This window comes from Rhizobacter sp. (assembly GCA_021153565.1).
In the GTDB taxonomy this organism is placed as follows: domain Bacteria; phylum Pseudomonadota; class Gammaproteobacteria; order Burkholderiales; family Burkholderiaceae_C; genus Albitalea.
On record JAJKJU010000109.1, the window covers coordinates 1 to 23,140 of the forward strand.

At 62.0% G+C, this 23,140-nt stretch carries 18 protein-coding genes and 2 pseudogenes; 14 read left to right on the plus strand and 6 right to left on the minus strand.

The window, feature by feature from the left end; genetic code table 11:
• Positions 1–191: 191 nt before the first annotated feature.
• Both AC30NL_RS06750 and AC30NL_RS06755 read right to left on the minus strand, forming a co-directional pair.
• Positions 192–839: a DsbA family protein gene (locus AC30NL_RS06750; RefSeq protein ID WP_489463243.1), complete on the minus strand. Its 648-nt coding sequence runs from the start codon at positions 837–839 to the stop codon at positions 192–194.
• Positions 840–850: 11 nt separating this feature from the next.
• Complete coding sequence (locus tag AC30NL_RS06755) at positions 851–1,489, minus strand: NAD(P)-dependent oxidoreductase (RefSeq protein WP_489463244.1); 639 nt, start codon at positions 1,487–1,489, stop codon at positions 851–853.
• Positions 1,490–1,519: 30 nt separating this feature from the next.
• On the opposite strand from AC30NL_RS06755, the gene AC30NL_RS06760 reads away from it, so the two are divergent.
• Both AC30NL_RS06760 and AC30NL_RS06765 read left to right on the plus strand, forming a co-directional pair.
• Positions 1,520–2,506 carry a LysR family transcriptional regulator gene (locus AC30NL_RS06760; RefSeq protein ID WP_489463245.1) on the plus strand — a complete coding sequence of 329 codons (987 nt, stop codon included), beginning with the start codon at positions 1,520–1,522 and terminating at the stop codon, positions 2,504–2,506.
• Between the two features lie 1,339 nt (positions 2,507–3,845).
• A complete protein-coding gene (locus AC30NL_RS06765) occupies positions 3,846–4,670 on the plus strand; it encodes an ABC transporter substrate-binding protein (protein WP_489463246.1) in 825 nt (274 codons plus the stop codon).
• Between the two features lie 814 nt (positions 4,671–5,484).
• Here the strand turns inward: AC30NL_RS06765 and AC30NL_RS06770 are convergent.
• Together AC30NL_RS06770 and AC30NL_RS06775 are read right to left on the minus strand one after the other, a co-directional pair.
• Positions 5,485–6,060: a hypothetical protein gene (locus AC30NL_RS06770; RefSeq protein WP_489463247.1), complete on the minus strand. Its 576-nt coding sequence runs from the start codon at positions 6,058–6,060 to the stop codon at positions 5,485–5,487.
• Positions 6,061–6,324: 264 nt separating this feature from the next.
• Positions 6,325–6,483: pseudogene (locus tag AC30NL_RS06775) on the minus strand (diguanylate cyclase); the annotation flags it as partial.
• A 207-nt stretch (positions 6,484–6,690) separates the two neighbouring features.
• Between AC30NL_RS06775 and AC30NL_RS06780 the strand changes: the two are divergent.
• The 8 genes from AC30NL_RS06780 to AC30NL_RS06815 all read left to right on the plus strand — a co-directional run bounded on the left by AC30NL_RS06780 (position 6,691) and on the right by AC30NL_RS06815 (position 18,799).
• Positions 6,691–6,990 carry an antibiotic biosynthesis monooxygenase family protein gene (locus AC30NL_RS06780; protein ID WP_489463248.1) on the plus strand — a complete coding sequence of 100 codons (300 nt, stop codon included), beginning with the start codon at positions 6,691–6,693 and terminating at the stop codon, positions 6,988–6,990.
• Positions 6,991–7,330: 340 nt separating this feature from the next.
• Positions 7,331–8,218, plus strand: a complete 888-nt coding sequence (locus AC30NL_RS06785) for a hypothetical protein (protein WP_489463249.1) — start codon at positions 7,331–7,333, stop codon at positions 8,216–8,218.
• A gap of 26 nt (positions 8,219–8,244) precedes the next feature.
• Positions 8,245–10,491, plus strand: coding sequence for an ATP-binding protein (locus AC30NL_RS06790; protein ID WP_489463250.1), 2,247 nt, complete (start codon positions 8,245–8,247; stop codon positions 10,489–10,491).
• A complete protein-coding gene (locus tag AC30NL_RS06795; protein WP_489463251.1) occupies positions 10,488–14,138 on the plus strand; it encodes a response regulator in 3,651 nt (1,216 codons plus the stop codon). The genes AC30NL_RS06790 and AC30NL_RS06795 overlap by 4 nt, the downstream gene beginning before the upstream one ends.
• 122 nt (positions 14,139–14,260) lie before the next feature.
• Positions 14,261–15,277: a porin gene (locus tag AC30NL_RS06800; protein WP_489463252.1), complete on the plus strand. Its 1,017-nt coding sequence runs from the start codon at positions 14,261–14,263 to the stop codon at positions 15,275–15,277.
• A 551-nt stretch (positions 15,278–15,828) separates the two neighbouring features.
• Complete coding sequence (locus tag AC30NL_RS06805) at positions 15,829–16,635, plus strand: hypothetical protein (RefSeq protein WP_489463253.1); 807 nt, start codon at positions 15,829–15,831, stop codon at positions 16,633–16,635.
• 809 nt (positions 16,636–17,444) lie between these two features.
• On the plus strand, positions 17,445–18,221 hold the full coding sequence (locus tag AC30NL_RS06810; RefSeq protein ID WP_489463254.1) for a hypothetical protein: 777 nt from the start codon (positions 17,445–17,447) through the stop codon (positions 18,219–18,221).
• 146 nt (positions 18,222–18,367) lie between these two features.
• Positions 18,368–18,799 carry a hypothetical protein gene (locus AC30NL_RS06815; protein ID WP_489463255.1) on the plus strand — a complete coding sequence of 144 codons (432 nt, stop codon included), beginning with the start codon at positions 18,368–18,370 and terminating at the stop codon, positions 18,797–18,799.
• A gap of 192 nt (positions 18,800–18,991) precedes the next feature.
• Here AC30NL_RS06815 and AC30NL_RS06820 read toward each other — a convergent pair whose 3' ends face one another.
• Positions 18,992–19,204 (minus strand): hypothetical protein, encoded by a 213-nt coding sequence (locus AC30NL_RS06820; protein ID WP_489463260.1) that lies wholly within the window; start codon positions 19,202–19,204, stop codon positions 18,992–18,994.
• Here AC30NL_RS06820 and AC30NL_RS06825 point away from each other — a divergent pair.
• The 4 genes and pseudogenes from AC30NL_RS06825 to AC30NL_RS06840 form a co-directional block, all read left to right on the plus strand.
• A pseudogene (locus AC30NL_RS06825) lies at positions 19,119–19,482 on the plus strand (MATE family efflux transporter); the annotation flags it as partial. The gene AC30NL_RS06820 and the pseudogene AC30NL_RS06825 sit on opposite strands and share 86 nt — an antisense overlap.
• A 294-nt stretch (positions 19,483–19,776) precedes the next feature.
• Positions 19,777–20,406: an MATE family efflux transporter gene (locus tag AC30NL_RS06830; protein WP_489463259.1), complete on the plus strand. Its 630-nt coding sequence runs from the start codon at positions 19,777–19,779 to the stop codon at positions 20,404–20,406.
• A 200-nt stretch (positions 20,407–20,606) separates the two neighbouring features.
• Positions 20,607–20,831: a hypothetical protein gene (locus AC30NL_RS06835; protein ID WP_489463256.1), complete on the plus strand. Its 225-nt coding sequence runs from the start codon at positions 20,607–20,609 to the stop codon at positions 20,829–20,831.
• Positions 20,832–20,886: 55 nt separating this feature from the next.
• Positions 20,887–21,855 carry a lysylphosphatidylglycerol synthase domain-containing protein gene (locus AC30NL_RS06840; protein ID WP_489463257.1) on the plus strand — a complete coding sequence of 323 codons (969 nt, stop codon included), beginning with the start codon at positions 20,887–20,889 and terminating at the stop codon, positions 21,853–21,855.
• Positions 21,856–21,877: 22 nt separating this feature from the next.
• Here the strand turns inward: AC30NL_RS06840 and AC30NL_RS06845 are convergent, their stop codons facing one another.
• The gene (locus tag AC30NL_RS06845) at positions 21,878–22,852 is read right to left on the minus strand and encodes an N-acetylmuramic acid 6-phosphate etherase (protein WP_489463258.1); all 975 of its coding nucleotides are present in this window, start codon (positions 22,850–22,852) and stop codon (positions 21,878–21,880) included.
• Positions 22,853–23,140 lie beyond the last annotated feature (288 nt).

Here is a 23,140-nt window from a genome sequence, read left to right on the forward strand (position 1 = left end):
CAACGGGATCTTTAGCCTACCGGCCGCGGCGGTCACGCCGTGCCGTCAGCGCAGATCCCGGGTGCCGCGTCCGCCAGGCTAAAGACTCTCTGCACTATGGCTGCGCATTGCGCCTAGATCAGGTGCCTTTTGACGCGCTGCTCGGGCACGGTCGAAAAACTCTCAGCCTCTGAGTCAACCGCCCAGCCTTATCACGCAGCGCTTTCGAGTGCGGAAAGAACCCGGGTCAACTCGCGGTTCAAGTCTTCAAGCGTGGTACCCGTTGCCGGCATGCGGTGGACGTGGCTCTCGGTGATCACCAGCAATGTTGGATAGGTCGTCACCCCCAGCGCGCGGGCCATCCCGAAATCAGCTTGTGCAAGCTGCGCAGCTTCGCCGGAGGCCAGCATGTGCTTCGTGCGGTCCGAATCCAAACCACTCGCAGTCGCAATCCGCACGTAGGTCTCAGGTTCGGAGAGCGAGCGTCCCTCGCCATAGAACGCCTGTTGAATTTGGTCGAACAAGTCGATTCCCTGCCCTTCGTTCTGGGAACGAAGAGCAGCCAGACCCGCCGCAGCAGCGGCCGAGTCCATCACGAAGGTGCCCTGCTCCAACACGCCTTCGTAGGCGGGGCCGAAGCTGGCGCCCGTCAGCCGAGCGATCCGCGCATTCGCCTCCGGAATGTGGGGATACTGGCTGATCGGCTGCATCCGCTCGCCAACGAACAGGCCCCCACTGATGACGCGGAAGTCGACCCGATCGCCATTGGCCGCCTCGAACTCCTTCAGGCGCGGCCCGAAACCGAAGCACCAGCCGCAGTAGGCATCGGCGACGTACAAGACATAGGGTTGCTTACTCACGTCAGGCCCGTTCAGTTTGCAACGGTGAAGCGCCGCCGGCAGTGCTTGGCGCTCTCTGCCTCGTCCATCATCGCCATCGCGTAGTCTTCAAGGGATATGTCAGCGGGGCCGCCATCTCGCTGGATCACCGCATTCAGGCCGCTGCGGTAGCTTCCGGTGCGCGTGCCCGGATGGATATGCGGCGGTGGGCTGAGCACCGTCCAATCCAGGTCTGGCAGATCGCGCAGGATTTGCAGGGCCGCCCGCGCGCCTTCAGCCGTGGCTTTCCATTGCGCGGGGAATTCCGGCGTGTCCAGAAGCTGGACCCCTGGCTGAATTTCAAGGCTCCCAGCGCCACCCACGAGCAGCAGGCGTGGGACGCCCGCAGCGCGCACAGCGTCCACAAGCGCCCGGATGCCCTTCAGGTAGTAGCCGTAGATATCGGCGTCAGAGTGGCCGCTGAACGCACAGATGACCACGGCATGCCCGCGCAGCTGCTGGCTCAGCAGTTCGGTGTCGAGCACGTCGGTTTGCTGGATGACGAGGTTCGCCTCGGGTTGGAGCTTCGAGGGATTGGAGACCAGTGCCGTGACCTTGTGGTTGCGCGACAGCGCTTCAATGCGAATGGCCGAGCCGATGAAGCCGCTGGCGCCGATGAGTGCGATGTTCATGGATTGCTTCCTGTTCCGGGCCCGCACACCTTGCGCGAGCAGCAGATGAATGATCAGCACATTCACTCGTCAGAAAAAGCAGACAAGTGGAAAATCTCTGGTATTGGAGAATTACCAATCATGAGCCCAGCCCCGGACGACCTCAATCTGCTGCGAACCTTCGTCGCCGTCGCGCAGTTCGGCAGCTTCACCGCGGCTGCGGAACGACTAAGCATGGCGCGGCCACAGGTAAGTCTTCAGATCCGGCGGCTGGAATCCGCGCTTGGGACGTCCTTGTTCAACCGGACGACACGCCGCGTCGCTCTGACGGATGCAGGGCAGCGCCTGTTCGACGAGTGCGCCCCACTCCTGAGCGGGATGCAAGAAGCCCTGGAAAAGGCCGGCTCACGCAGCGACAAGCTGCGCGGTCGACTGCGCATCGCGGCCCCGGTCGAGCATGCTGCACAGGTGCTGTCCCCGGTGGTTGCTGCATTCGCCAAACGCCACCCGGACGTGCGCGTAGAGCTGATCGTCAGCGACAAGGTGCAGGACCTGGTCGCCGAGGGGATTGACGTGGCGATCCGCGTCGGGTGGATGCGCGAGTCGACCTCGAAGATGACCAAGCTCGCGGACTTTGCTCAGGGAGTGCTTGCGTCGCCCACCTACCTGGCGCGCTATAGCCGGCCGAAGACGCCGGAGGATCTTGCCCAGCACCGCTGGATCGCCCTCACCCTGTTGCCATCACCGCTCACGTGGGCCTTCACCAAAGGCGTGAAGACGGTGACCGTTCGGATGAATGCTCACCTCCGCACCGATTCCGCGGTCGCGCTGCGTTCGCTCCTGGTCAACGGCGCTGGGCTATCCGTGGGAAGCCTGCTTTACGTAGCGGACGAGCTTCACAGCGGTTCCTTGGTGCGCCTCCTGCCGGAATGGTCGCTGCCCACTGGCGTCGTTCATGCCGTCTTCCCTCCCGGGGCGAAAGTCGCTCCTGCTGCCGGCGCCTTCGTTGAGATGGTCCGTACGTTGGATAGCGCTTGAACCCTGCGGTTCCTCCGTCAAGGCTTGGCGACCGCGCTCAAGGGCTCTGAACGAGGTCGGTCCAGCAGTGGCGAGATCTGAAACACAAACGGTGACTATGCATCCTACGTGCTACCGCGGCGCAGTCGCTGAATCGGTCGCCTGGAGGACGGTACCAAGCCTAAACCTAAACGCAACCTTGAGAACGCCATTTGTTCCTCGATGCTTCTGGGTCCGAAGATCCGAGATACGGACGTCGCATAATCGCTGCCCCGGAGTTCTGACATTAGGCTGCTTTCCGGTGGTCCGTTTGCGAGATGGACTGACTGCAAAGGGTCGGCAGTACCAGTTCGCCTGACCGAACTGCGGACGTACCCCCTGCGGTGGATACCAATCAGCGGCGCAAGACCGTGTGCGACTGCTTTGGAGAATGAGCACCTTGGAGCTGCGGTCGACCTATGGCGGCTGTACTTTGAAACCAGTCGTTGGAGTGGCGATTTTCTGGGCGATGGTATGACCGCAACTGGCCGGCAGTGTGAGTACGCGACGCGCCAAGAAGCTGACTTTCGATGCATGGACCTGGCTCGCCAAGGGTGGCTGGCAGCGAAGCCCGGGAACTCACACTGGCGGCCACAAGCGGTCGGACGACCTCGCGCCACAAAGCTGCCATTGAGATCTGAACGACCGGCGCGGGACGGATGTCTTGCCAGGGAAGTCCGAAGCCCGAAAGCGGTAGTTGGCCCCGGGCGAGCGCCGAAATGGCGTTGACGACCCCAAAGAGACGTCCGCCGTCCTGATCTCGTTACCGCAAAGCCGCCGGCGGAATGGGGCGCGCCCGTTGGACCCCCACAGCGGAAGGCACACCTCGGTGCCCGGTGTTCAGCAAGGCGGCTGCCTCGCGGGGAGCATGAAGCGTGTCGAGACGCCTGGATGTCTTTCCGATCCCGTCACCGCCCCCGCCGACGCACTCGGCGCAGATCCAGCGCGTGCTGGCCATTCCGCCAGGCGGTTCACGCGCACCTTACCTTGGTGCCATTCCTCAACCGATAGGAGGTCGACGCGCTGCTGGCGGCGCCGGATCAACAGAGCTGGTCGGGTCGCCACGATCACGCATTGATGCTGTTGGCGGTGCAAACCGGCTCCTGATTGGCGCCAATCTTCAGCTTGCCCGGAGGTGGCTCACGCCATGAGCTAGTCGCTCTCTAGAACCTGAATTGGAAAAGACTGCGGCGCTGCCAAGCTTTGCTCGGCCCGACCTGCCTTATTGCGACACAACCTTTCAGCGGGCATGCTTATCCGTTTCACGCGCGCGCATTGCAGTGTTAGTCTGCGAACCCTTTTTACTTCAACACTCCACACAATGCATTCTCGACTGCAATGGCTGCTCGCGGCTACCCTCGCTTCCGGTCTTCTCTCTGCTGCCCACGCCGACCAACTCGATGACATCAAGAAGAAGGGCGAAATCGTCATCGGCGTGCTCGGCACCGACGAGCCCAACAGCTTTGTTGATCCGAAGACGAGCGAGATGGTCGGCTATGAGATAGACATCGCCAACGCCGTCGCGCGCAAGATCGGCGTGAAGCCGGTGTTCAAACAACTGACCACCGCCGCGCGCATCCCAGAGTTGCAGCAGGGCCACGTCGACATCCTCGCGGCCTCGCTCACGCACAACAAGGAACGCGAAGCGCAGATCGACTTCTCGCTCACGACCTTCGTCACCGGGCAGAAGGTACTCGTCAAGACATCCAGCGGCATCGCCGACGTGCCTCAGCTCGCGGGCAAGAAGGTGCTGACCGTCAAGGGCGGCACGCAGGAGCCGAACACCCGCAAGGCCGTGCCCAGCGTGGACGTGGTCACCTTCGACACCACGCAGCAGGCCTTCCTTGCGCTGCAGCAGGGCAAGGGCGTGGGCTACGTGAACGACGAGACTTCGCTCGTCAACGACTACGCAAAGCTCGGCGCGGCGAAGAAGGACTACGCGATCCTGCCGACGAGCATCAGCGTGGAGCCTATCGCGCTTGGGCTGAAGAAGGGCGAGAAGAACATGAAGTCCGTGGTGGACGGCGTTCTGCGCGACCTGGAAGCTTCCGGCGAAGCCAACAAGCTCTTCGCCAAGTGGTATGGCCCGGAGACGAAGCTGCAGTTCAACAAGCGCAGCTTCACGTTCGCCAGCGACCAGATCTGAACCTCCATTGAGGGCGACGGGGGGCGCTCGCGCCCCTGTCTTCGTCCCCATGCTGGATTCGATCTGCAGATCGTGCTGCACGGGCGCTACCACGAGTGGCTGCTGAGCGGCCTGCTCGTGTCGCTCGAGCTGTCGTCGTGGCATTCGTGTTCGCATTGCCGCTGGCGCTTTCAGTCGCACTGCTTCGCCTCGCACCCAATGCAGCGCTGCGTGCTACAGGTGCCGCTTATGTGGGCCCAGGGTAAGGATTCGTGCGGGAATGAGTAACAGAGCCAGGAATGGATGGCTTCTACCGGGGGTGGCGCAGCAACAGCAGCGAAGATTTCGAAGGCGCGCAAGGCCACGCTTTTGCCAGACCCGAGTCATCGAATTCGCCGCAGCCCCCGGGGACTAGACTCACTGGCGGCCGATGTTACTCATTCCCGCACGAATCCTTACCCTGGGCCAAGCTGATCAGCCGGGGCCACAAGTTGCATGTGGTCTACGACGCCGGGTCGTGCGGGTTCGGGATCTGGCTCCACCTGAACGCACTGGGCACCGCCTGCGAAGTGGCGGCGCCCTCGTCGATTCCGAATCGCTCAACGTCAGGTTTCTGATGCCGCGGCCATTCGCCATCCGAAGGTGACCGGCCGCAACCAGTCTGGCAGAGACGGTCACTGGGAGGTCGCACGTTCTATTGCCCATGTGCTGAGCGATACCGCTGGGCCGCAGCAGACGGTGCGCGACGCGATGGCCGACCCGTGCACCGACCACGTGGAGTGAGCTTTGGTTGCCAACTCACGGGGTTCAGGGCACCGCGAGCTGGCGCGAAGAGTTACTCGTCAGCGGGTGGCTGCGTTGTCGGATGAACGCGCACGTTGTCGAACATGTGCGGCGGATTGATAAAGCAGTCCCCCTGGACCCACCGGGCTTCTTGCAGGTTGGAGAAAGTGTCCGGTAGCCGGTATGTCTTCCAAACGGCCTTCGGCGAAAGCACGATGGTGGTTCGAACGTAGGTGTTGTCGGTCTTGAGTCCAAGGAACGTGACCGCCGCACCCTCGTCGCCGTTGTTCGGTGCGAGGTCAATTGAATGCAGCGTGATGGGCACATTCGTATCCGCTCGAAGTGTCACGATCGAAGTGCAGCTGTTCGAGAGCAGTGCAGTCGACCGGCCATTGAAACGCCACGATGGGCCTACGCTCATGAATCCAACCGGGTAGGCCTCACCAGGTGCAGGGTTGTAGGTGAGGATAAAGCCCTTGGACTGCACGATGGGCCCGACTCCGGTGAGTTCGTCGGCGTGAGGCAGTTCTTCGAAGGTAAGTCGAGCTGCCTGGACAGCGGGCGTCGCGAAGCCGGCTATTGCGAGGGTGGCGGCAAGCGCGACACGCGCACAAGAACATTGATTCAATGGATCCTCCTCGGGATGTTTTCGTCCGGCACCGTTGCCGGGCGGCGCAGGGTACGGTGGCAGTGCTCGTGAGTCAACCAGCAGGAGAGGACCCGCCGCGCCGTCCGGAGCCGGGCGGCCGCTGGCATCCCGAGGCCCGGGTCGCCCGCGTCGAGCGCCGCCTTGGCGGCTGGTCGTACCGACGGATGGTGCAGTCGGGATAGGTCGTGGCCTAAGAGGCTGCCTAAGAGGCTGAGACTTTTTCAAACGTGTTCGAGCAGCACGTCAAAAGGCGCCTGATCTAGGCGCAAAGCGCAGCCATAGCGCATCCCCTGCCGGATGACCGAAGCTGTCGTTAATCCGCTTGAAGTGATCGATGTCGGCCAGCAGGAGCGTGACGGAGATGCCCTCGCGCCGGGCTCGGCCCAGCTCGCGCTCCAGAGAATCACATGATGAGCCGCGGCAGTGTTAGATCCGCACCGATGAGGAATGCCTACGGCTCCAGCTCGTCATCTGATTGGAATTGGCGCGGCGGACGGGTAAGCTCGTGCGCACGGGCGGAGGCCGTGAACACGGCGTCGCCAAGGTTTGGCGCTGACTCTGCGGAGATCGCCGCGACAGCGTGCATAGCTGCTAGTGAAAGGATTTGCCATGAACGCGTTCAACATTGTTCGCTTCCGGGTGAAGCCCGGTCGCGAAGAAGCCTTCATTGAGGCACATCGTCGGGCCAATGCCTCCTTCAAGGGCTTCCTGCGTGGCTCGCTGGTCAAGACCGGCGAGCGTGCCTACTGCATGGTCGGCGAGTGGGAATCGTTTGACAGCATCGCTGCGGCGCGCCCTCAGATGATCGAGCTGCTTGACACCTTCCGCGCCGATCTTGAGGATCTCGGCAGTGGCCTGGGTGTCACAGATCCAGTGTCGGGCGAGGTTGTACTGAACCTGAAGCCTTGAGTTTTCGAGCATCGTTCGCTTCCGGCCCAACGCAATTTTCGTGAGCTCGCCCCAGCAGCACGCGCGGGGCGATGCTCGACGCCAAGCCGTACTGACCGGCGTCAAGGAAGCAGCCTACTGAAGTACCCGTTCGGCAAGAAGTGCCCCTTTCGACAACCAAGAGGTGCATAGTCTTGTGCAGGCGCTGGATTGATCGGCCTGGCGCCGCCCTTCGCCGCGCGCATCCAGGCCGTGCGGCCATGGCGAACTTGACCGCGCCAATTGAAAGCTGAAGCCCCTCCCCTTCCAGAGGAAACCTGACCGGTCGCTCCAAATCGTAGAGGTGAACATGAGGCAATACTTGAAAGTCGCATCGCTAACGATTTTATGTTTTGCAACATACTTTCTTTCATTACCTGTTTCGGCGGCTGATTCCAAAGAACCATTGATTGTAAAAGTCCGCGCGTTCAGGGGAACAGCCGCGAGCACTGACGATGCCAAGGAATACAAATACCAAGTCCTGAAATTGATATTGGAAAAGACTGAAAAGACCGATGGCCCGTTCAGGATTCAAGCGCCGCAACAGGAGCTTCCACAGGCCAGGGATTTCGAGATGGTAAAGCAAGGCTATGTCGATGTAATTTTAACAGTCACGTCACCCGAGCGCGAGCGAGAACTTCACCCCATCCGAATACCTTTTGAAAAAGGACTGTACGGTTATCACATATTCATTATCAATGAAAGCGATCAACCGAAATTTTCCGCCGTCCGCACGCTGGACGATTTGCGGAAGTTGTGGGCCGGCCTGAACGAGATCTGGCCGGAAAACAAAATCTTCCGCGCCAACGGTTTAAATGTGGTGGCAACCGCAGGGTATCGAGAGCTCTTCCACATGCTGAAAGAACGACGCTTCGATTATTTCCCTAGAACCGCTTGGGAACCATGGCGCGAGCTGAGGGACATGAACATTCCCGGGCTTGTTGCTGAAAAAGATCTGCTGGTTTACTACCCAGCGCCCGGATATATCTTTACCAGCAAGGAGAATCTCAAGCTGGCTGACAGGCTTGAGCGTGGCCTCAGAATGGCTATCGAAGATGGCTCCCTCGATAAGGTGTTTTATAACAATATTTACATGAAGGAAGCGTTGGAACTCGGGAATATGAAAAATCGAAGGTTATTCAAATTAGAAGCCGATCCGCTATCCCCAGAAACGCCACTAAACGATAAACGTTTGTGGTACACGCCGTAATTACAAGGACATGATCTCAGACCACTATGACGCTGAAAGATCTTGTACCCATCAAAGACTCGATTGCGACGAGGCTTTTGAGGGTCGTGTTTTCTTTCTACCTGATTTTGGTCGGGGCCGTGACGGGCTCACAGGTCGCAGCCGAATACATCCACACCAAAAACCTGGTTCTCGACGAACTCGAAATTCTCAGCCAAGTCTTCTTTCCGCCGCTGGCCCAGGCTCTGTGGGAATTGAATAAGAAGCAACTGAAATCAACATTGGATGGCATCGCCAAACTCCCCGACGTCGTTGGCGTCGAGGTCGTCAACTCCAAGGGAGAATACTTGGGGGAGAGGGGGAACGTTTTGCACCTGTCTGGCCCGGCGCGTTCTCAACCACCAGAGAAGGCCCCGGGAGATGCTTTTCCGTCGTCGCATCTATTTTGGAAGACGTTCCAGATCAGCTATGAAAGAGAAGCTACGACATTCCAGGTTGGCGTTGTCACCATCTATTCAAGCCATGACGTCATCGTCAGCAAGCTCAAGTTCAGCACCACGTTGCTGCTTGTCAGCGCGATCACCAACATCATTGGATTCTGGATACTTTTCCTGCTGGTTTCCAGAAGCTTGCTCAGCAGACCTTTGGCGGAACTGACGCGTGCGACGCAGCAAGTGCACATGGATAATCTTGAAAGCGTCAGGATCAACGTCAATACCAAAGGCAATAACGAACTCAAGATACTTGAGGGGGCCTTCATGAAAATGGTCGGCAACCTCCTGCAGGCTCGGTCGGAGATCTACAAGAACCAGGAGTCGCTGGAAATCAGAGTGAATGAACGCACGGCCGAACTGATTACCACCAAGGAGCAGGCGGAGCAGGCCAATCAGGCTAAAAGCATTTTTCTTGCCAACATGAGTCACGAACTGCGCACCCCGCTCAATGCAGTGCTCGGATTCGCACAGCTGTTGAAGTCAGAACCGGAAGCCACTGAGCAACAGATTGAGCGGCTTAATATCATCACCCGCAGCGGTGAACACCTGTTGAACCTCATCAACAATATTCTGGACATTTCGAAGATCGAATCCGGCCGCGTGCTCCTGGAAGAATCCGCAACAGACCTTCATCAAGTGCTCCAGGAACTTCGCTCGCTGATGTATGTCAAGGCCCAAGAGAAGGGTTTGGCCTTCACGGTGTCGCAATCGCCAGATTTGCCCCATCGGGCCAAGGTGGACGGGGGCAAGCTGCGGCAGGTGCTGATCAATCTGGTGGGCAACGCCATCAAGTTCACGCACACGGGTGGTGTGATTCTCCACGCCGGGCGCTCAGATTCGGCACGATCGGAATCACTGCAAATGCCGCACGTTCGATTCGAAGTAAGGGACAGCGGCCCTGGCATCCGCGCGGAAGATGCGGACCGCATTTTTGAGCCCTTTGTTCAATTGAGCGCGCAACCCGTGCAGGAAGCTGGAACCGGTTTGGGTCTGGCCATTTGCAAACAGTATGTCGAACTCATGGGCGGGCAGCTCGGCGTCGTCAGCGAACCAGGGCGCGGCTCAGTGTTCTATTTCGAGATTCCGGTAGAGGTGCTCCCCGCCGAGGCGGCGCCGGCCGCGCCGGGCCGAGGTCGTGTCACGGGGCTTCTGGACGGGCAGCCGCGTTACCGCATCCTGATCGTCGAAGACCAGCCGGACAACCGCTTGCTGCTGCTCAATTTGCTTGAACCGCTGGGCTTCGAATTGCGCGAGGCGGTCAATGGCAAGGAGGCCGTGGAACTCTTCGAGAAATGGCAGCCTCACCTCATCTGGATGGATGTGCGCATGCCCGTGATGGACGGCATGGAAGCGACCCGGCGCATCAAGTCCACCGAAGCCGGTGCACGCACGAAAATCATCGCCTTGACGGCGCACGCCCTGGAGGACGAGCGGCGCGAAATATTGGCCGCAGGATGCGATGACTTCGTGCGCAAGCCCTACAGGGATTCCGACATATTCGATGCACTCGCCACGCATCTTGGCATTCGCTTCCGGCATTCGGATTCACGTGCGCCGGAGACCGAAACGGCCTTGTCGGCGTCGGTCGCCGACGGCATTCGAGGGATGCCGCCGCACTTTGCAGACGACCTGTTGAGGGCCGTTCAGTTTCTGGAGAGCCCGCGCATCCTCGAGGTGATCGCCCAGATCGGCGAGCTGAACCATGAGCTGGGCGAACGCCTGCGCCGAATGGCTGAGAATCTGCAATACAGACAGCTTCTCGAGATCCTGAATGGCCTGAAGGAAAAGGAACTCTCATGAGCCACGGCCCAGCCCATACGGACGACATCCTCGTGGTCGACGACACGCCGGCCAGTCTCAAGCTCCTGCAAAGCGTCCTGGGGAGTTCGGGCTACCGTGTGCGCTTGGCGACCGATGGCGAAATGGCGCTTCTGAGCGCCAAGATGCACCCGCCAACATTGGTCCTGCTCGATATCCGGATGCCGGGAATGGATGGCTTCGAGGTCTGTCGGCGCCTGAAGGACGATGAAGCAACCCGATCCATTCCGATCATCTTTCTTAGCAGTCTGGAAGACGAGCGCGACAAGGTGAAGGCCTTTCAGGCAGGCGGCGTTGACTACATCAGCAAACCGATTCGAGCCGAGGAGGTGCTTGCGCGGGTCAGCACGCACCTTGCGCTGAGGCATGCGCTTTCTGAGCTGAAATCCCGCAATGCCGAGCTGGAAGCCGCACGCGACACGCTAGAGGAAACAGTCAGGCAACGATCGGCCGAACTCGAGCGCACCAATCAGCGACTGCGTCAACAGGTCGATGAACATCTTCTCGCCGCCCAGGCCCTGAAGGAAAGCGAAGCGCGCCTGAACGTTTCCCAGAGATTGAGCAAAGTCGGGGGTTGGGAATACGACGTCGCATCGCAAAGGTCCTTCTGGACGGAAGAGCTCTACCGGATCCACGAGATCCCCGCTGGCTCCAGTCCGGACCCCATTCAGGAAAGCCTGAAGTGCTACAGGCCGGGAGACAGGCCAACCGTCCTCGAAGCGTTTCGCGGCGACGCCGCGTGCGACCGTGAGCTTCCCTTCACGACATTGCTTGGGAAAGCGCTGTGGGTGCGCTTGACTGCCGAACCCACCTACTCGGACGGCAAGCTCGTTCGAGTCACCGGCACGCTCATGGACATCACCCAGCGAAAACGGGCCGACGATGCAGTGCGCGCCAGCGAGGCGAAATACCGGTCCCTCATTCAGAAGCTTCAGACGGCCGTGGTGGTTCATGCCGCAGACACCCGCATCGTCACCTGCAATTCGGCAGCGCAGCTGCTGCTGGGGTTGACGAATGATCAATTGATCGGCAAGACCGCCATCGATCCGGACTGGCACTTCTTCCGCGAAGACGGCACGGTGATGCCGTTGGAGGAATACCCGGTGAACCGGGTGGTGGCCACGCGGCAGCCGCTCAAGAACTTCATGGTCGGCGTACGCCGGCCCGGCGGCCTGGACGATGTCTGGGCGATGGCGAACGCCAATCCGGTCTTCGGCAACGATGACGAAATCGATGAAATCGTCGTCACATTCATCGACGTGACCGAGCGCCTGCGGGACCAGGAGAAGATCAGGCATCTCGCAGCGATTGTGGAATCCTCAGACGACGCGATCATCGGCAAGACGCTCGGCGAAACTGTCGTCAGCTGGAATCGTGGCGCCGAGCGAATCTATGGCTATACCGCGGCCGAGATGGTGGGACGCTCTCTCACGGTACTCGTCCCGGCCGAGTTGCGTGACGAGTTTGCCGCCATCATGAAGCGGCTGCAGCGAGGCGAAGGCATCGAGCATCTTGAAACGACCCGCCTGCGCAAGGATGGTCAGCGAATCAATGTGGCGCTGACGATTTCCCCGATGAAGGACACCAGCGGGCGAGTGATCGGCGCATCCACCATCGCCCGCGACATCACCGAGCGCAGGCAGACCGAAGCAGAACGGGAGGCGCGGCGAGTTGCCGAAGCGTCGAGCCAGGCCAAGAGTGAGTTCCTGGCCAACATGAGCCACGAGATCCGCACGCCGATGAATGCCATTCTTGGTCTGTCGCATCTGGCGCTGCAAAGCGGGCTGAACCCGCAGCAGTACAACTATGTGGAGAAGGTGCACCGTTCGGCCGAGTCGCTGCTGGGCATCATCAACGACATCCTCGATTTCTCGAAGATTGACGCCGGTCATCTGGACCTGGAACACATCCCCTTCGACCTCGGCGATGTCACGGACAGCCTGGCCAACCTGCTGGGCATGAAGGCCGAAGAAAAGGGCCTGGAGCTGGTGTTCGACCTGCCCCCGGGCCTGCCCAACGCCCTGGTGGGCGACCCCACTCGGCTGGGACAGGTGCTGATCAACCTGGGAAACAACGCGATCAAATTCACCGAGCGCGGTGAGGTCGTCGTCGGTGTGACCGTGCTTTCGCGCGACATCACCTCGGTGCGCCTGCGCTTCGACGTGCGCGACACCGGCATCGGCATCACACCCGAAGAGCAACGGCGGCTTTTCAAGCCGTTCTCGCAGGCCGACGCATCGACGAGCCGCCGATTCGGCGGCACCGGACTGGGCCTGGCGATCAGTCACCACCTTGTGCGGATGATGGACGGAGAACTCGGTGTCGACAGCACACCGGGGATCGGGACCCGGTTCCATTTCAGCGCGAACTTCGGCATCTGCCTCGAACGCACTGTTGACGACGCGGCCCCGCCCGACGGCTACCTGCACGGCGCCCGAGTGCTCGTCGTCGACGACAACGACGCCGCGCGCGAGGTGCTGGTGCACATGGCCGACTCCCTGGGGCTGCGCGCGTCGGCGGCCAACGGAGGCCAAGAAGCCATCCAGGCGATCGTGTCGGCGGACTCGCGTGGTGAGCCCTTCGACCTGCTCGTGCTAGACTGGAAGATGCCGGGCATGAACGGTGTCGACTGTGCGAAGCAGCTGGCCCGCATGCCTCTGGCGCACCCGCCGCCCACAGTGCTGATGCTCACCGCCTTCTCGCGCGATGACATGGCGCGCATGCTGGCGGCCGAACAGCTCACCGTGGCGGCCACCCTGACCAAGCCGGTCACGCCGTCGACGTTGTTGGATGCGAGTCTGCAGGCCATCGGCCAGCCACGGCGGCATGCCCTGCGAAACGAACTGCGCGAAGAAGTGCTGCAGAGCAACCGCGCCATCCTGGCCGGCGCGCATGTTCTGCTGGTTGAGGACAACTCGTTCAACCAGGAGCTGGCGCGTGACCTCCTGGGCCGCGCGCAGATCGTGGTTCAGGTCGCCAACAACGGCCGCGAAGCCATCGACGTGCTGACGCGCGAACACTTCGATGCGGTGCTGATGGACTGCCAGATGCCAGTCATGGACGGCTATGCGGCCACGCGCGAGTTGCGCGGCCACCCGCAGTGGCGCGATCTACCGATCATTGCGATGACAGCCAACGCGATGGTCGGCGACCGCGAAAGGGTGCTTGCAGCCGGCATGAACGACCACATTGCCAAGCCGATCAACGTGAGCGAAATGTTCGCTACGCTGGCGCGCTGGGTTCGAAGGGAGGGTGCCGCGGCGCGCGGCGGTTTGCCGGGCATCGACAGCGCGGCTGCGCTGGCCGGAGTCAGGGGCAACGAGCAGCTCTATCGGCGCTTGCTGGGCATGTTCCGGGACCGGGAAGCCAACTTTGCGGCCCGCTTTGGCGCTGCCCGGGCAGCGCGCGACATGGTCACGACCAGGCGGTTGGCGCACGATCTGAAGGGGGAATCCGGCACCCTGGGGGCGACGGCCGTCAGCGAGGCTGCTGAAGCGCTTGAACTCGCCTGCGCCAACGGCTCAGGCTCGGCCGACATCGACGCGCTGTTCGCTGTGGTGGTCGAACGTCTCGACCCTGTGATCGCCGGCTTGAACTCGCTCGAGGAATCGCGGCTGGGATGCCGTTGACTCGAACAACCGCTCCTGGAAGACCCCTTTTGAGCGAATGGAGGCTCCTCGGAATTGTTGATATTTGGATCAGACTCCCGGTTTGTCGAATCGACCGTGGGCCGCTACACAAGGATTCCAAAATGAACCTCAAGCCTTCCCTCCTGACGCTGGCCATCCTGACTCTGACCGCCGCCGGTTCCGCCTCCGGGCAATCCAGCCTGACGGTGTTTGGCGTGATCGACGTGGGTCTGCGCCATGTCGACAACGCCGGCACAACGCAGTATCAGATGTCCACCGATGGCCTGCAAAGCAGCCGCTTGGGCTTTCGCGGCATCGAAGACCTGGGTGGCGGTCTGAGTGCCGGCTTCTGGTTGGAATCGGCCGTCAGTGCCGACACCGGCACGGCCAATTCGACGCGCTTCTGGCACCGCCGCGCCACCGTCAGCCTGAGCTCCACCACCTTGGGCGAACTGCGGCTGGGCCGCGACCTTGTGCCCACCTGGACGGCCATGGCCGACTTCGACCCGTTCGGCACCGTCGGCATCGGTGACACCGGCCGGCTCATCAGCCTGCCTGGGGGTGTGGACACCCAGATCCGGGACGACAACATGGTGTCGTACTTCATCCCGGCCATGGGCGGCTTCTACGGCCAACTCAGCGCAGCCGCGTCCGAAGGCGTGGCGGGCAAAAAGTACTTCGGCGGCCGCGGGGGCTTCCGCAACGGCCCGATCGATGTGACGCTGGCCTACGGCCAGACCAAGGTGACCACTGACGACGTGAAGCTGGGCGTGGTGAGCGGCAGCTACGACTTCGGCATGGTCAAGGTGATGGTTAGCGCCCAGCAGGTCAAATATCAGGCCGACAAGGACCGCCACTATTTCGTCGGCGCCACCGTCCCGGTGGGCCTGGGCCTGATTCGCGCCGCGTACACGAAGGTGGACGGCAGCGGCCCCGGCATCGGCGACCGCGACGCCCATCAATTCGCCATCGGCTATGTGTACAACCTCAGCAAGCGCACCGCGGTCTATGGCACCTATGCGCAGATCGAGAACAAGGGAACGGCCAACTACACGGTAGGCAACATCAGCGGTTTCACCATGCCCGCTACGGAAAAAGACTCCAAGGGTTTTGAAATGGGTCTGCGCCACTCTTTCTGAGAGGCTGAGCGAGGAAGCTGGCGCGACAACATCTTCATCGAACCGACCAAGGGGTTCGTTTTGTCGTAGAGCGCTTCGCGGCGCGCATACACCGGGTGCACTCGGCACCATACGATTGTTGATTCATCTTCACCGAGGACAGGCGCGTGAGAGGCATTGACAGGACCGGCAAGCGAACGGCCGACGCGGCCTTGCCCCCGAGCGAAGGCTCATCACCCTCGCGGCCGTCGTCGCCTCAATTCGCCGCACCCGAAGCGCTTCGTCGGCGCACCGACTCGGGATACGTGGCTGGGCACGATCGTGCTGATGTCGCATCACCCCAAGCCGGCCTGCTGCCACCGCGTGGCGCACACGTCCCATTGTCCAGCGCAAACCCTGTCGCGCCGCATGTCGGCCCGTCGAGCCCGCTGCCGGCCGCAAGGCTGCACTCGGTGCACAAAGCGACCTCAGACGCGCACTTGCTGCGGCCGGGAGCCGACACCTTGGGCAACATCGGTTCTGCATCGCCGTCCAACTTCCAGAAAGGAGAATCACTTCTGGAACGGCTTCCAATGGATTGTCAGAAGAAGATCCTGGGCCACTTGCCGAGCGACGCACCGTCGATGGCCCGAAACCTGATCGCCCTTTGGGCGACGTCCCACGCTCTGCGGAGTTTGGCGCAGGGAGTCGACTTCTTCCCCCAATTTAACCGCTTCCGGAATGCTGTCCAGTGGTATCGCAATCGCATGGAAGATTTGTTGCTCATCGAGGATGTGTACCCCGACTTCAGCAAGCGCGTCGGACAGGCGCATTCCGCGATGGAACGAAGCGGCCAAGCCTTGTTCCGCTTCGCCGCCCGCCTGTCGCAAGACGATCCTCGCGACCGCCTGGGTAGGTTTCTGCTGCGCTACGGAAGTACCGACACCGATGTCAGCGGGCCGGCACGCAACCAAGTGGATGGCTTCATCGGAAATCGGGCCAAGGACTTCGCCGGCAAACACCTTCGTGACGCGCTGGATCTGCTCAGCAGCATTCCCATCGACGAGCGGGATGCGATGTGTCACCAAGACGGGATGACCGAGGCCGACGTCAGCCAGCAACATCGGCGCTGGCTGCTTCCGCCGCCGGAGAGAGCGCTGCTTGAACCACTTGGCGGACGCCAAGCTAAGCTTCTCAGCCAGTTCTCTGCGGCACTGCTGCGCGAAGGACACGGTGGCGCCTCGGAGTGGATGGCCATGGTTGACGACGGTCGCGCCCGGCTCGCGCGGGAGCTGCTGATGCGGCATATCGGATCACAGCAAGGCGGTGCAGAGCTCCAGCGCGTGCTAGTCCGGTTGCAGGAGCAGGCCGGCATTCCCGCTGCGCGTCGCCTTACGTAGAGGGCAACCGCGCCTCACGTTCGTAGGGGAACATCGGTCTAGTCCGGCGACGGAAATGCGGTAGCCGGCTGCTGCAGCGGAACCTGCGCATGGCGAGATGCCGACCCACGCGATGGTGTGTGCTGGGGCCAATTTGGACATTCATTCCGTTCACATCAATTCCAGCAGGCGTAGAGAAAAGTAGAGGTGATCCAAACGAGTGAGTTCCAGCGCGAGAGACTCGTCGTCGCCGCGATCAGCTTGGACGATGTCCACGTCAAACCCAAGACAATAGCCGCACTGGCCGCTTCAATTTCCTAAGAGGGCGCAGTGTTGGATTCACATCGGGTTGACGACTCTTCACCCACATCGCGATATCCGGACCGCCGATAGAACGGCGACTGCCTCTCGAACGGTCTGTGGGAGGTGGCGATGGGGTAGACCCCAGAAGCTGCCCTGCAAGTTGGAAATGCGCCCCTCGGTGCGGCACATTGGAAAACGCCACACCATGGCGTCGTCGTCGGTGGCCCCGGACAGCTTCGACTGCACCGTTCTTGCCTTGAACCACGTCGGCGCAGGAGAGACTGTTGGCGTCACGTCGGATGCGAAGACCCTGCGTTTGCAACGCAGCGTGAAGCCGGCCGTCCTTCAAACACCTTCTGCCCCGACACATGCTGTTGCTTGTGGCCCAGGTAATTCCGGAACCCCTGTAAAGAGCGCTGTACGAACGCCCAATGGGGACAAATAGTCCTGACCTACATCTCGCAGCAGACACTCACAGCCGGGAACACCGATTGCTGATGGCCTTTGCCAAACTAGAAGGCCCCGTCATGCAGCACGCCACCCTTCTCCGCTCCTTGTTCACATCCTTGGTCGTGGGCGCATCCGCAATGGCGCTCGGCGTATCACATGCCAAGCCCCCGAAGCGCGCTGAGGCGTCCAGCATTGAGAGGAGCGCTACCGCGGCATCGCCCCCGACGGTCAATCGACCCGACTTCGGTAAAGAAAAGCCGTCCAAGGAGTCCTACCAAGTCGCGCAATGGGTGCTGAACTCGGGCGACAACGAAGGCTCCTCTTTTGTCATCGTCGACAAAGCGAAAGCCCGGGTCTACGTGTTCGGCATCGACGGCAAGCTGCGTGGCGCAGCGCCCGCGCTGCTTGGGCTGGCCAAGGGCGACGAAACCTATCCCGGCGTCGGCGACCGCGAACTCTCCAACATCGCCGAACACGAGCGCACCACGCCCGCCGGGCGCTACGTCGCAGAGCCGGGCATCAACGCGCATGGCGTGGACATCGTCTGGGTGGACTACGACGCGGCCGTTTCCATGCACCGGGTGATCACGAACAATCCCGCCGAGCGGCGCCTGCAGCGGCTGTCGTCGCCTGATCCTGGCGAGCACCGCATCTCCTTCGGCTGCATCAACCTGCCGGTGCGCTTCTACGAAAAGGTGCTGGCTCCGACGGTGAATAACGGCGCGACCATCATCTACGTCTTGCCGGAAACGCAACCGCCGGGCGAGCTGTTCGGCTTTCGGGATGCTGGCAAAGGCAAGGCGCCGCAAACTGTGCCCAGGGTCGCGAGCGCTTTCTATCTCGATGGGGCCTGAGAGGCTGACTCATATCAAATAGAAAAGCCGGGCCCGAAGGCCCGGCTTTTCCTTGCCGCCGATACGAAGCCGATCACCCGCGGTCGCTGCGTGCAGCGCGCATGGTGCGGCTCCTCGGTGCCGTCGTGCTGCTGGAGTAATCGGTCGTGCTGGCAGCGGCCGGGGCCGAGTTGTCGGTCGACGTGCCCGTCGCAGTCGATCCGGAGGAGGTGCCCGTCGTGCCGCTTGTCGAGGTGCTCGATGGCATCGGCGTCGTGTCCGATGGCATCGTGGTGGCCGAGGTGTTGCCCTGTCCGGTCGTGGTCGATGTCGACGTGCCGCTGGTCGATGAGCCGGAGGGGGTCGTGTCCGTCACGGCAGGGGTGCCCGTGGAAGACGTCGTGCTCGGCATGGTGGCCGAGTTGCTCGGCATCGTCGCTGAGTTGCTCGGCGTGGTGGCACCACGGTTCGTCGGATCTGTCGCACCCGTGGAACCCGACGTTTGGGCGAACGATGCACCCATGGCGGTCACGAGCGCGGCAGCGGCCGCAGCGGTGGTCAAGCTCTTTGGCAGTCTGGTCATATTGATTCTCCTGTAGCAGAGTGAAAACTAGGTTGCGATGGGTTGCCTGCTGCAGCGCTCTGCGTCATCTGCAGGCGCGCCAATAGTCTCGGCAGTAAGTCACACGGCAAGCTGCGTGCCCGGCGTCCGCGACTGACGAGATGCGCCAAACTGCGAGGCACAAAGTTGTCTTCCTGCCAATGTTCTGCTGATGACCCCGGCAGCCGCGTCAAACGGCCCCTTCGATGTCTCGTACCGTCTCCGCGGCGTACCCCCGCCCCGCCCTCTTCTCGATCGTCTGGCCGATCTTCACCGAACTGCTGCTGGGCATCCTCGTGGGGCTGGTCGGCCTCGCGATCTCGTCGCGAACTTCGGACGCCGCCTCTGGCGCATTCGCGCTCGCCAACCATGTCCAAGCCACTTTCTTTCTCTTGTTTCGCATCGTGAGCCTGGGAGTGAGCGTGGTCATCACGCAGAACCTCGGCGCGGGCAACCGTGCGGCCGCCGACCAGACTGCCCGCCGCGTTGGGTGCGAGCACCTGGATGGGGGTGATCACGGCGATCGGCGTCGTCGTGAGCGCAAAGCCGCTTCTGCAAGCAATGAACGCGCCGGCCGAGGTGCTTTCACTCGCGTTGCCCTACCTTCGCATCCTCGCCTTGGCGCTCGTGCTTGACGCATTGAATGCGGCCATGTCGGCTGTGATGCGCGCCCATTTGCGCACACGCGACACGCTACTGAACATGCTCGTCATGCATGGGCTTCACCTGCTGCTGTGCTGGCCGCTGATGGGCGGAGCAGGCCCCTTGCCGCCGCTGGGCCTGCAGGGCTTCGCGATTGCGATGCTGCTGAGCCGCTCCTTCGGCGTCGCCTTTCACCTCTACTTGTGGCGGCTGCGGCTCGAGCTTGCGCCCACGCGCAGCGACTGGTGGTCGATGCCCTGGAAACGGCTCGCGCCCGTTTTGCATATCGGACTGCCCGGCGCGGCAGAGAACGCCGCCTACCGGCTCTCGCTGATGTTCACCATCGCGCTCGTCGCACACATGGGCGCGGCCGAGCTTGCGACGCATGCCTACACGATGCAGTTCATCAACTTCATCCTGCTGTCGGGCTTGGCCATCGGCTTTGCGAGTGAAATTTTGGTGGGCCACATGGTGGGCGCGGCTGCGCTGCACGACGCGCACCAGCTGGTCCGCAAGAGTCTCGGCTGGGGCTTGGTCGTGTCGACCTCGCTTGCCTTGCTTGTTGCACTCACCGCGCGCTGGACCCTGCCGCTGTTCACATCGAATCCGCATGTGATCGCCACCGCGCAGACGCTCCTATGGATTACCGTGCTGCTCGAGCCGGGACGCACCTTCAACATGATTGTCATCAACGCCTTGCGCGCCACCGGCGACGCGCGCTTTCCGGTCGCGGCTGGCGTGCTGTCGATGATTTTCGTCATGGCCGGCGGCGCCTGGCTGCTGGGCCTGCACTGGGGCTTCGGACTGGCCGGAGTGTGGTTCGCCTACGCGGCAGACGAATGGCTGCGCGGCCTGATCATGGCCGCGCGCTGGTACCGCCTCGGCTGGGTGCCGCATGCGCGTGAGACGCATCGGCGCGTCAACGCGAAACGGCGGCAATTGCAAGCAGCCTCAAGGACATGACAAGCCTGAAACATCAGGCAAGAACCTTGCATGCGAACAAGGTGTTGATAACGGCGTACGGTCGGAAAATGCAATGACTGCCCTGAATATTGGAATATCGGATTGGAGCGCCTCCAATGCAGGGGCAGGACGTTTTCCTACATCGTTCTGCCGGCTTCTGAGGCGCAATGGCTTTGCAAACATGCCTGGAGCAAAAAGTCATGGACACGCTGCCCGATGATGTCTGGATCGCTCGTTGCGCCATGCGAATCGTTGAAGTGGATTCACGCATCGACGCGGCTGAAGCCGAGGACATCGCACGCAATCTGAGATCCTTCGAGCGAACCGCCGCGATGGAGCCCGAGCAGGCCGTCGACTTCGTGGCTGCCGAACTCGCACGCGGCCAGCGCACGAAGTTCGAACGCCGCGCCACGCCTCGCAAGTGATGCATCTTCCACTCTCCCGGCTCGGCCCCTGATCGGGCCCGTCGCCTCTCGTGTCATGCGCTTGCGCCAACTCTCTGCGTGGCTTCGTCGCACTCTGACGATTGGTCTGCTGCTGGCCGGCGTGACGCTGTGGACAGGACACCTGCACCGAGTGGACTGGAACGGCATGCGGCAGGCTGTGGGCGACATGCCGCACGAGATGCTGATGTGGGCAGAGGTCTTCACTGTCGCCAGCTACCTCGTTTATTCGAGCATCGACCTGCTCGCACGATGCGTCACCGGCCATCGCATCGGCGTGAGGCGCGTATTCATCATCGGCTTCGTCAGCCACGCCTGCGCCTTGAACCTCGGCCCGGCCGGTGCGGGTTTTCGGTTCCGGCTCTACATGACGCACGGCCTCGATACCGCCACCAGCGCGGCCACCTGGCTCTTCAACATCGCGACCAACTGGATCGGCTTCGTGCTCATCGCGGGCGCCGCATTCACGATGCGGACCATGAAACTGCCACTCTCATGGGGCATGGCATCGGACGCATCGCAGCTCATCGGCGTGTTGCTGCTGGGCGCGGTCGGGGGCTACCTCGCGGCCTGCGTGATGGCGCATGGCCGCAGGTGGCGGGTCTTCGATCGCGAACTGACCTTGCCGTCGCTCGGCATCGCGCTGCTGCAATGCCTGGTGTCCACGCTCAACTGGGGTTTGCTCGCCTGGGTGCTGACGATGCTGTTGCAACACCGGGTCGACGCCGCGTCTGTGCTCGCCGCGCTCATGACAAGTGCCTTGGCCCTGGCCGTCATTGACGTGCCCGCTGGCCTTGGCGTCACCGAGACGGTGTTTCTCGCGATGCTGGGTGCGCAGGTGCCCGCCAATGAACTGCTTGCGGCTTTGCTCGCCTACCGCGCCATTTACTACCTCGCTCCCTTGCTTGTCGCGTTGGCGGTCTACCTCGCACTCGAGTTCGACGCCAGCGCGTATCGGGCGAGGCGCGCGGCGCGCCATGGCAAGCGCATCGACGTCAGAGGCTGAGAGCTCTCAGCCTCTCAGCCTCTCAGCGCGAATGCAGGAGTGCCGCTCGCACGTTTCCCTGCGTCGCCGCCAGCCGCGCTTGCGCTTCGTCCACGCCGATCTTCTCCAGGATCGCGACGATCGCCACCTTGACCTGGAAATTGCAGGCGGTCAGCGCAATGCGGGCCGCGTCTTCGCTTGCCCCGGTGGCACGCATGGTGAGGCTCACTGCGCGGCGCATCAGCTTGGCGTTGCTGGGCTGCAAGTCCACCATCAGGTTGCCGTAGACCTTGTTCAACCGCACCATGATCGCGCTCGACAAGGTGTTGAGCACAATCTTCTGCGAGGTGCCAGCCTTGAGACGCGTACTGCCCGAGATCACTTCGCTGCCGGTGTTGATCGTGATGGCGATCTCCGCACCCAGCGTCACCGGCGCGGCCGGGTTGTTGGCAATGCCGATGGTTAACGCCCCCGCGGCCCGAGCTGTTTCGAGAGCGCCCATCACATAAGGCGTGGCCCCGGACGCGGCGAGCAGGATCACCACGTCTCGCTCGTCCACGTTCACCGCGGCCACGTCGAGCCGGCCCTGCTCCAGGCTGTCTTCTGCCCCTTCAACCGATTGGAACATTGCTTGCTGGCCGCCTGCCAGGAGCCCCAGCGCGCGGTCCTTGGGCCAGGAGAAGGTCGGGTACAGCTCCACACTGTCCAGAATGCCCAGGCGTCCCGATGTGCCCGCCCCCACGTAGACGAGGCGGCCGCCACCAGCGATTCGCGACACGGCGGCAACGACCGCCGCGGCAATGCGATGGCGCGCTGCCTTCACGGCCATGAGTGCATGGATTTGATCGTCGATGAAGGCATCGACCAGCGCAGGAACCGGGTACTGGTCGAGATCCGGATGGAATTCGCTGGGCATCTCGGTGCCCAGGGCCGATGTCGAGGTATTCGCAGCGACCGAGGCGTCGGCCCGAGTCTCACGCGGTGCGCGAGAGGGTGTCGGGGAAGCGTTCGATTTCATCGCATGCTTGGGAGTCGATGGCGTACTCCGCGGGAACTTTGCGGGCGTCGTCACGCCTGCATCATCGCGAGGCTTGCCGTCGCGTGCAAGTGCGGGCGGGGCGCGAGAGTGGAACATGGCCCAAAACAATTCCCGATTTTGGCCATGTCTTGAGGACATGGCCCGAAACAACTTGCCGTTTTGGGGATGCTGGGCGGGCGCGCTGCGGCGTTGCTCCTCACTTGTGTGGCTCGCCACACGGCGCTAGTAGCGCCTTGCATCGCATCCCGCCCAGCGCCCCCAAAACGG

What these genes read in the sequence shown, in the direction of transcription:
- AC30NL_RS06755 (WP_489463244.1), bottom strand. Translation starts at nt 1,489, where the DNA reads ATGAACATCGCACTCATCGGCGCCAGCGGCTTCATCGGCTCGGCCATT.
- AC30NL_RS06765 (WP_489463246.1), top strand. Translation starts at nt 3,846, where the DNA reads ATGCATTCTCGACTGCAATGGCTGCTCGCGGCTACCCTCGCTTCCGGT.
- AC30NL_RS06780 (WP_489463248.1), top strand. Translation starts at nt 6,691, where the DNA reads ATGAACGCGTTCAACATTGTTCGCTTCCGGGTGAAGCCCGGTCGCGAA.
- AC30NL_RS06790 (WP_489463250.1), top strand. Translation starts at nt 8,245, where the DNA reads ATGACGCTGAAAGATCTTGTACCCATCAAAGACTCGATTGCGACGAGG.
- AC30NL_RS06795 (WP_489463251.1), top strand. Translation starts at nt 10,488, where the DNA reads ATGAGCCACGGCCCAGCCCATACGGACGACATCCTCGTGGTCGACGAC.
- AC30NL_RS06800 (WP_489463252.1), top strand. Translation starts at nt 14,261, where the DNA reads ATGAACCTCAAGCCTTCCCTCCTGACGCTGGCCATCCTGACTCTGACC.
- AC30NL_RS06805 (WP_489463253.1), top strand. Translation starts at nt 15,829, where the DNA reads ATGGATTGTCAGAAGAAGATCCTGGGCCACTTGCCGAGCGACGCACCG.
- AC30NL_RS06810 (WP_489463254.1), top strand. Translation starts at nt 17,445, where the DNA reads ATGCAGCACGCCACCCTTCTCCGCTCCTTGTTCACATCCTTGGTCGTG.
- AC30NL_RS06820 (WP_489463260.1), bottom strand. Translation starts at nt 19,204, where the DNA reads ATGCGAAACAAGAGAAAGAAAGTGGCTTGGACATGGTTGGCGAGCGCG.
- AC30NL_RS06830 (WP_489463259.1), top strand. Translation starts at nt 19,777, where the DNA reads ATGTTCACCATCGCGCTCGTCGCACACATGGGCGCGGCCGAGCTTGCG.
- AC30NL_RS06835 (WP_489463256.1), top strand. Translation starts at nt 20,607, where the DNA reads ATGGACACGCTGCCCGATGATGTCTGGATCGCTCGTTGCGCCATGCGA.
- AC30NL_RS06840 (WP_489463257.1), top strand. Translation starts at nt 20,887, where the DNA reads ATGCGCTTGCGCCAACTCTCTGCGTGGCTTCGTCGCACTCTGACGATT.
- AC30NL_RS06845 (WP_489463258.1), bottom strand. Translation starts at nt 22,852, where the DNA reads ATGAAATCGAACGCTTCCCCGACACCCTCTCGCGCACCGCGTGAGACT.